This is a genomic window from Roseixanthobacter finlandensis (assembly GCF_043195105.2).
GTDB lineage: Bacteria > Pseudomonadota > Alphaproteobacteria > Rhizobiales > Xanthobacteraceae > NCEH01.
The window spans coordinates 3,016,600-3,030,399 of the sequence record NZ_CM195536.1 but is presented as its reverse complement, the minus strand read 5'-3'; the positions used below and the strand labels follow the sequence as shown (position 1 = coordinate 3,030,399).

Below are 13,800 nucleotides of genomic sequence, written 5' to 3'. Positions count from 1 at the left end.
TCTTACTTCAGCCGGTCGCCCAGCAGGAACTGGAGCGCGCGGTCGAGGCGAATATGGGGCAGGGGGCTGGTCGCGCCAATGCCGGCCGGCGGGCGGAAGCGCAGGAAGCGAAAGTCCGCCTCGCTGTCCGGTCCGCTTGCCAGCCCGCGAAAGGCCGCGCCCTCGGCGGCGAACAGGGCGTCGGGGTCGGCCGGCAGCGCGCCGGGAAATAGCGCCACCTCGCCGCTGCCGTCGAACACCTGCCCGCCGGCTTCCTGCCCGGCCTCCGGCGTGCCGATGATGGCGGCGATGCTGCGTCCGCCCTTGGACACATCCGCCTCGCGGGTGGCGCGGATGGCGGCGAGCGCGGCGACATCGATGCGCGCCCCGCCTTCTCGCGCACGGGCGAGCGCGCGGTCCACCAGCCGCCGCAGGATGGCTTCCAGGCGGTCATGGCTGGCGCGGTGGAGATGGTCGGCCTTGGTGGCCGCGAACAGCACTTTCTCGATGCGCGGGCGCAGCAGGGCGCTCATCAGGCTGTTTCGCCCCACGCGGAACGCCACCAGGATCGAATCCAGCGCGCGCTCCAGGTCGGAGAGCGCCGCCGGCCCGGCGTTCAGCGCGGACAGCGCGTCCACCAGCACGATCTGGTGGTCCAGCCGGGCGAAATGATCGCGGAAGAACGGCCGCACCACCGCGCTTTTGTAGGATTGGAACCGCCGTTCCATCATGGCGCCGAGCGAGCCGGCGGGCAGCGCCGGGCCGTCCTGAAGGTCGAGCGGCGCGAAGGTCAGCGCCGGGGAGCCTTCCAGGTCGCCGGGCATCAGGAAACGGCCCGGCGGCAGCAGGCTCATGCCCACCCGCTCGCCCCTGCAGGCGGCGAGATAGGCGGTGAAGACGGCGGCGAGCTCGCGCGCCTTCGTCTCGTCCGCCGGCCCGGCGGGGTCGGCGGCGGCCAGCGCCGCAAGCAAAGCCTCGGCATAAGGCGCGCGCGCGGGAGCACGGGCAAGTTCCAGCGCCTGCCGGCAGAAATCGCCATAGCTCATGTCCAGCAAGGGCAGGTCCAGCAGCCATTCGCCGGGATAGTCCACGAGATCGAGCGTCAGGCGCCGCTGGCCGCCCCTGAGCGGCGCATAGGAAATCTCCAGCCGCAATTCGCTGATGCGGGTGGTGGAGGCGGGCCATTCGCGCAGCGTGGCGAGCCGCGCCAGATGGTCTTCATAGGGAAAGCGGGGCACCGCGTCGTCCGGCTGGGGCGCGAGGCGCGCACCGGCGATGCGGCCGGAATTCATCGCCTCGAACACCGGCAGCCGGCCACCGTGCATCAGAGCATGGATGAGCGCCGTGGTGAAAATGGTCTTGCCCGAGCGCGCAAGCCCGGTGACGCCCAGGCGCAAGGTGGGATGAGCCAGGTCCTCGACCCGGTCCGCGACCGCGCGCAGGCCGATCCAGGCTTCATCGAGCAGGCCCATAGCCAAGGCGCTACATCTCCAGCATCAGCGAGCGCGGCGTGACGAAGCGGTCGAGCCGGCCGGTCTGCGGCATCACGTCGGCCCAGTCGTCGATGGGCAAATCGATGATCGCGAGTGCGCCGGTGGGGAATTTTTCCGACATCAGGGCCCGCGTCGCCGCCGGGCCCTGGTCGGTCAGCACATCGGCGATATCTTCAAGGCCGGGATTGTGCCCCACCAGCATCAGCGCATGGACCTCGCGCGGCTGCTCGCGCAGCACGGAGAGAATGCGGGTGACGCCGGCGTCATAGAGGCGCGGCTCGCTGAGCACGGCGACGGTCGCGGGCAGGGCCGGGGCCAGCAACTGCCAAGTGTCGCGGGTGCGGCGGGCGGGGGAAACCAGCACCCGGTCGGGCACCAGGTCCTGCGCGGCCATATAGGCCCCGATCATCGGAGCGGCCGCGCGGCCGCGCTGGGCGAGCGGACGCTCGGCATCGACAATGCCCTCGGGCCAATCGGATTTCGCGTGGCGAAGCAGAATGAGGCGGCGCATGGACCATCCGGGGCGTGGCGAGGATTCGCACCTTATCATGCGGGGTCCGCTGGTGCAGTGCGGCGATCGGTCGGTGTGCGTGTCCGGTCGGCAGGGCCAGATGATCCATACCTGCCGAAACAGGTACCAAGCTAGGGCGAGACTTTTGGCCCCATCCTGAATATTCTGAGTTGCGCCGCGCCGAGCGGCGGCGGGGGCCAAGGCTCAATGAAACTCGCTGGGCTATCGGAAGCCGTGCGCGCGCGGCCGTGGTTCTCCTATCTGCTTGCTGTGATGCTTAGCGCCCTGGCCCTGCTGGTGCGGCTGGCCGCTGGCGATGTGTTTGCCGGCTATCCCTTCATCACCTTCATTCCGGTGATCTGCCTCGTGGCGTTTCTGGGCGGCTTTTGGCCGGGCATGCTGGCGGCGGTGCTGGGCGGCCTGATGGTGGCTTATTATCTCGTCACCCCGCAGGACGGTTTCGGGCTCGACTGGCCGTCCGACTATGTGGCCATGCTGTTCTATGGCTTGACCGCGCTGCTGATCATCGCCCTCACCAGCAGTCTGTTGGCCGCGCTCCAGCACCGCAAGGCGAGCGACGAGGCCCTGCGGCGCCTGAATGCCGAGCTGGAGGCGCGGATCGCCGAGCGCACCAGCGAACTGCAGCAGGAAATGACCGAGCGCTTCGTCGCCGAAGCGCAGATCCGCCAGATGCAGAAGACCGAAGCGATCGGCCAGCTGACGGGCGGCATCGCGCACGATTTCAACAATATGCTGGCCATCGTCATCGGCTCGCTGGATATCGCGCGGCGCCGGCTCACCGGCGCCGAGCACGAAATGGTGCGCACCTGCATCGGCAATGCGCTGGAAGGCGCCCAGCGCGCGGCGGCGCTGACGGCGCGGCTGCTCGCCTTTTCCCGCCAGCAGGCGCTGGAGCCCCAACCACTGGATGCCAACAAGCTGGTGGGCGGCATGTCGGAGTTGCTGCGGCGCACGCTGGGCGAAACCATTCAGGTGGAAACCGTGCTGGCCGGTGGGCTCTGGCGCGCGTTTGCCGACCCCGCGCAATTGGAGAACGCCATCGTCAATTTGGCGGTGAATGCGCGAGACGCCATGCCCGACGGCGGCCGGCTCACCATCGAGACCGCCAATACCGATCTCGACGAGCGCTATGCCCGCAATCACGCCGAGGTGACCGCAGGCCAATATGTGCTGGTCAGCGTTTCCGACACCGGTACCGGCATGGGTCCCGACGTGATTGAACGTGCGTTTGACCCGTTCTACACGACCAAGGGAATCGGACGCGGCACCGGTCTCGGCCTCAGCCAGGTGTTCGGCTTCGTCAAACAGTCTGGCGGCCATGTGAAGATCTATTCGGAGATTGGGCAGGGCACCACGGTGAAGCTCTATCTGCCGCGGCAGGTCGGCGAGCCGGCGCTGGCTGGAGGCGCGAGCAAGAGCGATGGGCATCTGCCGCCAGGTCGGCCCGACATCACCATCCTGGTGGTGGAGGATGAAGAGAATGTCCGCCATATGAGCGTCGATGCCCTGCGGGAGCTGGGTTATACCGTGGTGCAGGCCGCCAGCGGCAACCAGGCGATGGAGCAATTGGTCCTGCAGCCGCGCATCGACCTGCTGTTCACCGACATCGTCATGCCCGACATGACCGGCCGGCAACTGGCGGAAAAAGCGGCCGCCGCGCGGGCCGGGCTGAAGATCCTCTACACCACCGGCTATACCCGCAACGCGGTGGTGCATAACGGCATTCTCGACCACGGCGTGGCCTTCCTGCCCAAGCCCTTCACCCTGGACCAATTGGCTCGCAAAGTGGACGACGTCCTGGCCGATCGCGGCATCAACCGTCCCTGAGCGCCACCCGCGCGCCTTCGGCGCGGCTTTAAGGCCGATCGACATTCAGTGAAGTGGGGCATCCGAAAGCGGATGCGCGCCCTTTTCCTGCTTCCCTCTCTCGTCGCCCTTCGTTCGTCATGGCCGGGCGCGTCCCGGCCATCCACGCGGCGCCGACCTCACGATGCTTGAAATACTGGAGTGAGCCGGGCGGCGTGGATGCACGGGTCAAGCCCGTGCATGCCGATTGCATCTTGCAGACGATGTCATCTCGGCACTGACCTCAGCCCAAGAGTGTCGACCCGCCATAATGGTGTTAAGATACCATCGCAGGGCATTTCCGTTCACCGATTCTCTCTCGGTAGCCACATGATACCGTTGGCTCGTGATCGCCCCTTGGACCGGGCGTACGGCAATGCTACGCCTTATCCTCGTTGGATTTATGCCACCTTCTTGCCCTTATCGAGGGGGTCGCCCCGACGTTGGAGATTCGAAGGCGGGAATTCTGAAAACGGAAATGGGGGCACCATGACCCTTTCGGCACCATGAGCACGGCCGTGCGCGCCACCGGGCCGGGCATCGCCCCGGCTGAGCCGCTGCCCGCGGTGCGCGGCGATCTCGATTGTGACGTCTGCGTCATCGGCGACGGCACGCCGGGTCTTTGGATCGCGCTGGTGCTGGCCCTGCGCGGCCGCGCGGTGGTCTTGCTGGAGACCAAGGCACCGGAAGCCGGGCGACAGGAGAGCATCGTCGCCGCCGGCCTCGATCTCACCGCCATGGACCTGTGCGCGCGGGCCGACCGGGACCGGGCACGGGCGCTTTATGATCTTTCCGCCGGCGCGACCCGCAGCGCCCTGCGCCTGCTGGACGTGCTGCGGCTGGAGCAGACGGGCGAGGGGGAATTGCTGGTTCCCGGCCCGGCCGGTCTCGCCGATTTGCTGGACGAGGCCGCCGCGCGCGACGTGCTCGGGCTTCCCGAGCTTAAGCGCGTGGGCGAGGCGGACCTGTTCGATCTCATCGGCACCGATCTTTATTCCGGCGCGCTGCTCGACCCCGACGCCCGCCGCTTCGACGTTGGCCCGCTCGCGCAGTTGCTGGGCGAGGCCGCGACCGCCGCCGGTGTCCGCCGCTTCATGCGCGCGCCGGTTGAGAGCGTCGATCTCGATGGTGTGCGCAAATATATCCAGCTCGCGACCGGGCGGGTGCGGGCGGACCACGCCATCTTCTGCGCCACGCGCGGGCTTGGGCGCGTGGCGCCCTGGCTCGCCCGCGCGGTCTATCCGGCCACCTTCGTCACCGGCAGCTTCCATGTATCGTCGGGCGGCTATGGCGGCCCGGTCGTGCGCGAGACCGGCGCGCGGCCGGTGCGCTTCGCCCTCGATGGCGGGCACCTCACCTTCACCGCGCCGACCGCCACCTATCAGGGTCGGGAGGTTGCCGCCGCATGTGCCTTGCGGCGACAGGCCGGACTCCTCTATCCGCGCCTCGCCTCGGCCATGGTGGGCCATGCCTTCGGCTGGCGCGCCGCGCGCGCGCCCTCCGGCTTGCCCCTGATCGGCCGTTATCGCCCCGGCGTGTGGTATGCCCTGGCCCTCGGTCAGGACCCGCTGGCCAATGTGAGCCTGGCCGCGGACCTGATCGGCGACGCCATCGTCGAGCGCGACGACCGGATCGCCCTGTTCGGCGCCCCGCCGCTGCCCTCCACCTGGGGTGCGCTCGGCGCCGGCCTGCGCTGGACCAGCTATTGGGCCGGTCGCCTCGCCGACCGGGGGGAGCGCCGGCGTGCCCGGGTCGCGGACCGTCAGGAAGTCAGCACCGTGGAATTTTCCAGCGCCTGACGGTCATCCGACGTTCGTTTGGGATTCATTCACCTTATCCGCAGCAAAAAGCCGCGTAAGTCGCGTGAGGAGCGCGATCATCGGGCATGCGTGACATATTTGGCACCAACGTGTGGAGGGTGCGGGGTAGGGTGCGCTCTTGGATTCAGACTGGGTGGACTATGGCCGAGCCGCGCCTTCTTTCTTTCGTAACGCTCTGTGCCACCGGCCTTTTTATCGCTGCCTCCGGCCCCGCCTCGGCCGCCGATGTCGCGCCGGGAATGACCGCGCCGGCCCCCGCCAAGCCCAAGGAAGACTGGTATCTGACCATTGGCGGCTCAGGCAATATCATACCACAATATCCCGGCAGCGAGACCTACGAATTCCGCCCCGGCTTCATTTTCAGCATATCGAAAGCGAGCGAACTCAACGCTTTCCACAGTGTTGATGATAATCCATCGATCGCCCTGTTCGACACCGGCAAGTTCCGCATCGGCGCCGTCGGTCGGATCGACTGGGGGCGGGACGAAGACGATTCGGACCGCCTGAACGGCATCGGCAACCTCGACCCCTCGCTGGAAATCGGTGGTTTCTCCGAATGGTATCCGGTTGACTGGCTACGCCTGCGCGGTGAGTTGCGCTATGGGTTCGGTGGTTATGAGGGATGGGTCGGTGATCTCGGCGCCGACGTGATCGTACCATATGAAACCTGGCGTTTCGCCATCGGCCCCCGCCTCGCCTTCGGCTCTTCCGCGTTCCAGAATGCTTATTTCGGTGTGACGCCGTTCCAGTCGCTGAGCGCCAATTTTCTCGGCAATCCCTTGACCGTCTATCAGGCCAGCAGCGGCCTGTATTCCTGGGGAGCGACCGCGCAGCTGACCAAGGATTTCGGCAGGGGCTTCACCGCAGGCGTGTTCGGCACCTACGGCCGGCTGGTTGGAGATGCCGCCGATTCGCCTTTGACCCAGAGCGCCAACCAGTTCACCGCAGGGGTTTCGCTCGCCTACACTTTCAACATCGGCAAGGCTTGGTGGTGAGCTGTGTCTGACGCCGCGCAGGGCGCAGCGCCTACGTGGCGGTATCAACATATAGCAGGGGAACGGACAGGCCCCGCTTGAGTTTGTTTGCCGAGCGCCGTGGGCGTTGATGGCGGTTGTCGTGAGGCGAGGTGGTGGATATAAGCGCGGCGACCCGGTGGGGATCAGCGACGCTGTATCGAGGACATTGCTGATGTCGGTCCAAATCGACCAGGACTATCGCCCCCGCGAGGACGAGCCCTTCATGAACGACCGCCAGCGGGAATATTTCCGGCTGAAGCTGTTGGCCTGGAAGGACGATATCCTGCGGGAGGCGCGTGAAACGCTGCAGCACCTTCAAGACGAGAACCAGAATCACCCCGATCTCGCGGACCGTGCGTCTTCCGAGACGGATCGTTCGATCGAACTGCGGGCGCGCGATCGCCAGCGGAAGCTGATCTCCAAGATCGATGCCGCCCTGGGGCGAATCGAGGACGGGAGCTACGGCTATTGCGAGGATACCGGCGAGCCGATTTCGCTGAAACGCCTGGAAGCCCGGCCGATTGCCACGCTATCGGTGGAAGCCCAGGAGCGACACGAGCGGCGCGAGCGGGTCTATCGCGACGATTGAGGTTCGCGCGGGCCGGCATGCCGGTTCGCGCGATGCCGCAATCAGAGTTGAACAAAGATAAAAGCCGGGCCTAGGGCCCGGCTTTTTCATGCGTGCGGCCGGCAGGGCGCGATCAGCGCGGCCCGGTGCCGCGGCCGAGCAGATTGGCCATTTCGGCTTCCAGATCCTCGAATGGGTCCTTCTCCGTCGCATCTTCCGTTTTAGGCGGGGCAGGGGCCTTGGAATCCGCCACGGGCTGCGGGAGCGCGGGGTCGATGGAGACCATACTGCCGGAATCCAAGGCGAACGGATTGGCCAATTCGCGGGCGAACGCGTCCGGCTGGGGCGCGGCCGGTGGGGTGGCGCGCGGCAGCACCCAACGGCGCGGTGGAGCGGGCGGCGCGGCCGTGACTGCGGCGGGCGCCGGCGCATTGGACGCGACGGGCTCGACGACGATCGCGGGCGCCGGCGGCGCCATCCTCACCTTGAGATCTCTCGGATCGACGGGCCGTGCGCGCACCTCCGGCGCCGGCGGAACCGGCGGGCGTGCCCCGTCGGGCGCAGGGTGGTCCGGTGCGATCGTGGGAAGATCGGCGGGTTCCACCACGCGGGCCGCCGCCGGGCGGGCCATCACTTCCAGCGCGGCCGGCTCGGCCACGGGTGCGGCGGCGGACGCCTGATCGGGTGCTTCGGGCCGCTCTCCTTCGGGCCGTGCTTTCATGTTGGCGGTGCGGAATAGCGCCCCAAGCCCTCGCCGTGCCGGCGCAGCTTCCTCCACCGGGGGCAGCGCGGAACCGGCAGGATCGCCCGGAATCTCAGCCGCATCCGGACCCAGCAGGTCCTCAAGGGTTAGCGCGGGAATGATCTCCGCCGATCTTGCGGGCGGGGTCTCGAAATCAGATGCCGCGGGCGCGATCACCGGCGGCGGGGCGACCGGCGGAGCGGCGACGGGCTGCACGGTCGGGCGCCCTTGCGCGGATTCGGCGAGGCGAGGCTCCGCGCGCGGCGCTTCCGTGGTGCGAATGTCCTTGCCGAGCGTGAAGGTCGTTCCGCGACGTGGCACCGGCGCCGGAGCCTCCGCCCGGGCTGCGGCCGGAACCGGAGCGGACGGAAGCACGGGCGGCGCCACGGGCGTGGCGCGCTCGGCAACCGGCGGTGCCCCGGGCGGCACAATGGGCGATGCGGGAGGCGGCAGGTCCAGCGTCACTTCGGGCGCTACGGCATTTTCGACTTCGCGCCGCGCTTCCGGCGCGACGCTGACTTGCGGCGCAACACCCGTTGGCGATGCGGCCTGCGATTTTGTCGCGAGCGCGCCCTCCTGCACCGGTGTGGACGGTGCCGTCGGGGCCACGGATGTAGCGGGTGCCTCAACGGAAGCAGTCACGGACGGTGCGGGGCGGGCGGGATCGATGCTCGCCTCGAGCCGCTGCGGCCTCGCGAAGGGTGTGCGCGGTGCTCCAGCATCGGGGCGGCGCGGCGTGTCGATCGCAGGAGCGGTCCGGTCGGTGGTGCGCCGTGTGGGGAGAGGACGGCGGACTTCGGCTGCGGGGGCATCGCCTTCGAGCACCGGGGCAATGGCGGGTGCCGGGGTCGGCTCGCGTGCAACGGCCGCCGCCAGGGTGGCGGGCTCGTCCGGCTTGTCAGGGGCTGGAGCGCTGGGCGCGGCGGCGGTTTCCCGAGTGGCGCTCTCGAGAGTAGGCTTGGCTGCAACGGGCGGACTCAGCGGCCGACGGGGCGACTGGGGATCGCGTGCATAAATGGATTCACGCGGCGCAACGGCCTCACGCAGGACTTGGGCTTCGCGGGCAACTTGGGCGTCGCGCGGAGCCGGGGCCTCGCGTTGAGGCAAAGTCTCGCGGGAAGGCAGAGCCTCCCGCGGCGTCATCACTTCGCGGGGCGGCAGGGCTTCTCGGCTTTCGCGCGGCGCAAGGGCTTCGCGCGGTTCGCGGGGCGGCAGCGCCTCACGCGGATCGCGCAGCGGCATGGCCTCGCGGGCAGGTTCACGGGCGATGGCCGGCTCCCGCAATACCGCCGGCTCGCGCGCCGGAGCACGGGAGATCGCGGGCTCCACGACAATATCGGTGGAGCCGCCGACCAGCAGCAGGTGTTCGACCTCATCACGCCGCACCAACACCAGGCGCCGGCGCGGATCTATGGTGACGCTGTCTAGAACCGCGAGACGCGCCTGGCGGGAGCGCGCCGCGCCGCCTCGGCCTTCGCGCCCGAGGTGGCGTACGATAAACACGGTCAGGCCCAGCAGCACGCCGATCACCAGCAAGGCGATGGCCAAGCGCACGGGCAGATCGAGTTGCGCCCCAAACAAATTCTGCAACATCGTGTGTCCTCTTCGCTGCCCGTGCGATGTATCACGTCCCAAGCCCGGCACCCCAGCGCCGTGCGATCGGGCCGGGGGTGCCCGTAGGGTACAACATCAACCGGCGAACCAAGAAATTGTTGACGATCATGGCATGATTTCAACCAATGCCGTAACTTTGCGTTAATTTTAGCGGATTCGGAGCGGTTTATGGCCGCAAAGGGCGTTTCTGCGCTCCTTGGAAGGACGACTTCATGAGCACCGACGCGGGCGATGCGCGCTCGGGTTTTTTGAGCGGGGTGTTCAGCCGCAGGACGTCCGGGCGTGAACGTTTGGTGGTCGGCGGGGCGGCTTTCGCCGGCGGCATCGTCGTCGCGGCGCTTGAGGGCAGCACGAGCGGCGGCATCACCGCGGTCCTCGCGGGCCTCGCCGCCATCGGCATCTTCGCCGTGGTGAGCGCGACCATGCGGCTGTGGAGCGGCACCGACAAGCGCAGCGACGAGCTGGTGCAGGCGCTGCTGGCCAATATGAGCGATGCGGCAATCGTGGTGGAAGCCGGAGAGCGCGTGCTCGCCGTCAACACCGCCTATCTCAATCTCAGTCGCAGCGCGGCCGGCCAGGTTCCGACGCCGGACCGCTTTCTCGGCCGCATCCCCGGTGGGCAGGCCATGGTCGGCCTGCTGTTGCGCAGCGCCGCCGACGGCGTCAGGGGTATGCAGATCTTCCCCTTCGATCCCAACCCGGCGGGTCGGCGCTTGGTGGTTTCGGTGCAGCCGCTCGCCGGTGCGCGGCGCGCCTTGTGGGTGCTGCATCTGGCCGGCGAGACCGTTCCGTCGGTGCCCCTTGCACAGGTGGCCGCAAGCGCCGCCAACGTCGCTCTCGCCCGTCCACCCGCGGCGCAAGCGACGGATCCGCTGCTGCCGGCCGTGGGCGCCCTCGCGCTTGCTGAAATCTGGGAGCAGGCGCCGGTCGGAATGGTGCTGCTTTCTTCGGCCGGCGGGCGGCTGGCGAACGGCACTTTCTCCCGCTGGCTGGGCTACGGGCTGGCTGAACTCGGCGCGGGCGTGCTGCCGTTTGCCGAGCTGGTCGGGCCACGAAGCACCACCATCGCGAAAGCCGCCGTCGAGCGGGGCCAGACCGGTCCGCGCGGGATCGACATGGACTTCGTGCGCCAGGACGGCTCCATCGCCTCCGGCCGCGTGTGGATCGGCGGACGCGCCGGAGCGGATTGCATCGCCGTCGTGATCCCGCGCGGCGACGCCATGGCCCTGCCGGCCGTCGCGGAAGGGCAGGCGCTGGAACCGCCGCAGCGCATGTCCGGCGGCTCCGACGCCTCATTCTTCTCGCGCTCGCCGCTCGCCATGGCGAATGTCGATGGGGCCGGCGCGGTGCGCGAGGCCAACGGCAGTTTTGCCCGCCTTTTCGCGGGCAGCGACCGCATGCGCGCGGGCACCAAGCTGGAGCAATTGGTCGCCGAGCGCGACGTTCCGGCGGTGGAAAGCCTCGTGCGCGAGACGCTGTCCGGCCAGGCAAGCGGAGCGCCGGTGGATGTTGGCATCGCGGGGCAAGGGGGACGCTCGGCGAGGCTCTATGCCGCCAATCTTGGGCCGGGGGGCGCCGGCGCGGCGATCTATGTGGTGGACACCACCGCGCAGCGTGCCCTTGAGGCGCAGTTCGCCCAATCGCAGAAGATGCAGGCGATCGGGCAGCTCGCCGGCGGCGTGGCGCATGATTTCAACAACGTACTCACCGCCATTCTCGGCTATTGCGATCTCCTGCTGGCCAATCACCGGCCGAGCGATCCGTCCTTCCCCGACATCATGCAGATCAAGCAGAACGCGAATCGGGCGGCCGGGCTGGTGCGCCAACTGCTCGCCTTCTCGCGCCGGCAGACGCTGCGGCCGCAGGTGATCCAGCTCACCGACGTGATTTCCGACCTTTCCATGCTGCTGCGCCGCCTGATGGGCGAAAGCATCTCGCTGCAAGTGGAACACGGGCGGGAGCTATGGCCGATTCTCGTGGATGTGAACCAGTTCGAGCAGGTGATCGTGAATCTCGCGGTCAATGCGCGCGATGCCATGCCCTCGGGCGGTGTCGTCACATTGCGCACCCTGAATGTTCCGGCGGCGGCCTGCGCCGCCTACGGCGACGCCAGCAACCTTGCGCCCGCCGATTATGTGCTGGTCGAAGTGGGCGACACCGGCACCGGCATGCCGCCGGACATATTGGAGAAGATCTTCGAGCCGTTCTTCTCCACCAAGGACGTGGGCAAGGGCACCGGCCTCGGGCTTTCCACGGTTTACGGCATCGTGAAGCAGACCGGCGGCAGCGTGCTGGCCGCGAGCGAACTGGGCAAGGGCAGCCTGTTCCGCGTGTTCCTGCCGCGCCATGAGGGGGCGGTCGAGGAGACGCAGGCGCGCCCCGCCGAACCGGAAGCCAAGGTTCCGGACCTGACCGGACAGGCGTCGGTGCTGCTGGTGGAGGACGAGGACGCGGTGCGCGCCTTCGCCTCCCGCGCCTTGAGCGCGCGCGGCTATCGCGTGGTGGCGGCGGCGAACGGGGCCGAGGCCCTGGAGGCGATGGACCAGCCCGGCACCAGCTTCGATGTGGTGGTGTCCGATGTCGTGATGCCCGAGATGGATGGGCCGAGCCTCCTGCGCGAACTGCGGCGCCGCGATCCCGATCTGAAAATCATCTTCATCTCGGGCTATGCGGAGGAGGCGTTCGCCAAGAATCTCCCCGAGGGCGAGCGTTTTGCCTTCCTGCCGAAGCCGTTCTCGCTGAAGCAATTGGTCGCTGCGGTGAAAGAAGCAACCCGCCCCTGAGGACGCAGATACCTCGCCGAGGCCTCTCCTCTGTCAAACTGTCGCAGCTTCACCTTGGCCATGGGGCGAAAGAATATATGTCGCGCTGCGGCATGTCGGCGGGCGTGGCGGTGTTGCACTGCAAGCGGGCGTGAGCGCGAAGAAGCCGTAAGGGTCCGCCGACCCAGGCCGGATGATGGGGTAAGTGGCGCATTTTCAGTCGCCGCAACGGGCTTCAAGCGCGGTGGTGAAAATCGACATCCTACAAAAATTCGCGTGGCATTTGCGAGATATGGCACCTGTCGCACCGGCAGCTCAGCAAGTTTGGGCTGTTCTGCGCTTGAAGGGCAAGGTCGCACTTGCCACCCATCTGGCGCTGCGATAAGCCTCGCTCGTTTCGAACTCCTCCAACCGAGGCCGGCGCGGTAACGCTTCAAGCGGATCGCCCATGCGCCCCAAGGTGCGGATCATGAACCTGCTGCTCCAGGATTATCTCCCGGTCGTCATCTTCATCGGGGTCTCGGTGGTGATCGGCCTTGCTCTGCTCATCTCGCCGTTCATCGTGGCGTACAGCAGCCCGGATCCGGAGAAGCTTTCAGCCTATGAATGCGGCTTCAATGCGTTCGACGATGCGCGCATGACGTTTGACGTGCGCTTCTATCTCGTCTCCATCCTCTTCATCATCTTCGATCTGGAAGTGGCCTTCCTGTTCCCCTGGGCGATCTCGTTCGGCGGCCTCGGCGATCTCGGCTTCTGGTCCATGATGATCTTCCTCGGCGTGCTGACCGTCGGGTTCATCTACGAATGGCGCAAGGGAGCACTCGAATGGGATTGACCCCTTCTGCGACGAAGCCGCTGGTGGCCCAGGCGCCGCGCGGCCTCGTCGATCCCAATACCGGCCGTCCCGTCGGCTCGGACGATCCCTTCTTCCAGGAGATCAATTCCGAACTCGCGGACCGCGGCTTCCTGATGACCAATGTCGACGACCTCATTACCTGGGCGCGCACCGGCTCGCTCATGTGGATGACCTTCGGCCTTGCGTGCTGCGCTGTGGAGATGATGCAGGTTTCCATGCCGCGCTACGACGTGGAGCGTTTCGGCTTCGCGCCGCGCGCCTCTCCGCGCCAGTCGGATGTGATGATCGTTGCCGGCACGCTGACCAATAAGATGGCGCCCGCGCTCCGCAAGGTCTACGACCAGATGCCGGAGCCGCGTTACGTGATCTCCATGGGCAGCTGCGCCAATGGCGGCGGCTATTATCATTATTCCTATGCCGTGGTGCGCGGCTGCGATCGGATCGTGCCCGTGGACATCTATGTCCCCGGCTGCCCGCCCACCGCGGAAGCGTTGCTCTACGGCGTTCTTCTTCTCCAGAAGAAGATTCGCCGCATCGGAACCATCGAACGCTGAATCGCTGAACGCACGGCGA

Annotated in this window: 10 protein-coding genes; 7 read left to right on the top strand and 3 right to left on the bottom strand. The window is 67.5% G+C overall.

What is annotated here, in order from left to right; all coding sequences use genetic code 11:
* Positions 1-2: 2 nt before the first annotated feature.
* Both V5G24_RS14380 and V5G24_RS14375 read right to left on the bottom strand, forming a co-directional pair.
* Entirely contained in the window at positions 3-1,451 is a 1,449-nt protein-coding gene (locus V5G24_RS14380) for a YcjX family GTP-binding protein (RefSeq protein WP_394082114.1), read from the bottom strand.
* 10 nt (positions 1,452-1,461) lie between these two features.
* Complete coding sequence (locus tag V5G24_RS14375; RefSeq protein ID WP_394081799.1) at positions 1,462-1,983, bottom strand: SixA phosphatase family protein; 522 nt, start codon at positions 1,981-1,983, stop codon at positions 1,462-1,464.
* Between the two features lie 207 nt (positions 1,984-2,190).
* On the opposite strand from V5G24_RS14375, the gene V5G24_RS14370 reads away from it, so the two are divergent.
* The 4 genes from V5G24_RS14370 (at position 2,191) to dksA (ending at position 7,274) form a co-directional block, all read left to right on the top strand.
* Positions 2,191-3,831, top strand: coding sequence for an ATP-binding protein (locus V5G24_RS14370; protein WP_394081801.1), 1,641 nt, complete (start codon positions 2,191-2,193; stop codon positions 3,829-3,831).
* A gap of 524 nt (positions 3,832-4,355) precedes the next feature.
* Positions 4,356-5,648, top strand: coding sequence for an NAD(P)/FAD-dependent oxidoreductase (locus V5G24_RS14365; RefSeq protein ID WP_394081803.1), 1,293 nt, complete (start codon positions 4,356-4,358; stop codon positions 5,646-5,648).
* Positions 5,649-5,809: 161 nt separating this feature from the next.
* Positions 5,810-6,664 carry a MipA/OmpV family protein gene (locus V5G24_RS14360; RefSeq protein ID WP_394081805.1) on the top strand — a complete coding sequence of 285 codons (855 nt, stop codon included), beginning with the start codon at positions 5,810-5,812 and terminating at the stop codon, positions 6,662-6,664.
* Between the two features lie 193 nt (positions 6,665-6,857).
* Entirely contained in the window at positions 6,858-7,274 is a 417-nt protein-coding gene (dksA, locus tag V5G24_RS14355) for an RNA polymerase-binding protein DksA (protein ID WP_394081807.1), read from the top strand.
* 112 nt (positions 7,275-7,386) lie between these two features.
* Here the strand turns inward: dksA and V5G24_RS14350 are convergent, their stop codons facing one another.
* Complete coding sequence (locus V5G24_RS14350) at positions 7,387-9,588, bottom strand: flagellar biosynthetic protein FliO (RefSeq protein ID WP_394081808.1); 2,202 nt, start codon at positions 9,586-9,588, stop codon at positions 7,387-7,389.
* Between the two features lie 233 nt (positions 9,589-9,821).
* Here V5G24_RS14350 and V5G24_RS14345 point away from each other — a divergent pair, with 233 nt between their 5' ends.
* From V5G24_RS14345 to V5G24_RS14335, 3 genes are all read left to right on the top strand, one after another.
* Positions 9,822-12,392: a response regulator gene (locus tag V5G24_RS14345; protein WP_394081809.1), complete on the top strand. Its 2,571-nt coding sequence runs from the start codon at positions 9,822-9,824 to the stop codon at positions 12,390-12,392.
* A 448-nt stretch (positions 12,393-12,840) separates the two neighbouring features.
* A complete protein-coding gene (locus V5G24_RS14340) occupies positions 12,841-13,206 on the top strand; it encodes an NADH-quinone oxidoreductase subunit A (protein ID WP_394082117.1) in 366 nt (121 codons plus the stop codon).
* Positions 13,197-13,781: a NuoB/complex I 20 kDa subunit family protein gene (locus V5G24_RS14335; protein ID WP_394014934.1), complete on the top strand. Its 585-nt coding sequence runs from the start codon at positions 13,197-13,199 to the stop codon at positions 13,779-13,781. Before V5G24_RS14340 ends, V5G24_RS14335 begins: the two co-directional genes overlap by 10 nt.
* The last annotated feature ends 19 nt before the right edge of the window (positions 13,782-13,800 follow it).

Coding starts and splice junctions, on each gene's coding strand:
- V5G24_RS14380 (WP_394082114.1), bottom strand. CDS start 1,451: ATGGGCCTGCTCGATGAAGCCTGGATCGGCCTGCGCGCGGTCGCGGAC.
- V5G24_RS14375 (WP_394081799.1), bottom strand. CDS start 1,983: ATGCGCCGCCTCATTCTGCTTCGCCACGCGAAATCCGATTGGCCCGAG.
- V5G24_RS14370 (WP_394081801.1), top strand. CDS start 2,191: ATGAAACTCGCTGGGCTATCGGAAGCCGTGCGCGCGCGGCCGTGGTTC.
- V5G24_RS14365 (WP_394081803.1), top strand. CDS start 4,356: ATGAGCACGGCCGTGCGCGCCACCGGGCCGGGCATCGCCCCGGCTGAG.
- V5G24_RS14360 (WP_394081805.1), top strand. CDS start 5,810: ATGGCCGAGCCGCGCCTTCTTTCTTTCGTAACGCTCTGTGCCACCGGC.
- dksA (WP_394081807.1), top strand. CDS start 6,858: ATGTCGGTCCAAATCGACCAGGACTATCGCCCCCGCGAGGACGAGCCC.
- V5G24_RS14350 (WP_394081808.1), bottom strand. CDS start 9,588: ATGTTGCAGAATTTGTTTGGGGCGCAACTCGATCTGCCCGTGCGCTTG.
- V5G24_RS14345 (WP_394081809.1), top strand. CDS start 9,822: ATGAGCACCGACGCGGGCGATGCGCGCTCGGGTTTTTTGAGCGGGGTG.
- V5G24_RS14340 (WP_394082117.1), top strand. CDS start 12,841: ATGAACCTGCTGCTCCAGGATTATCTCCCGGTCGTCATCTTCATCGGG.
- V5G24_RS14335 (WP_394014934.1), top strand. CDS start 13,197: ATGGGATTGACCCCTTCTGCGACGAAGCCGCTGGTGGCCCAGGCGCCG.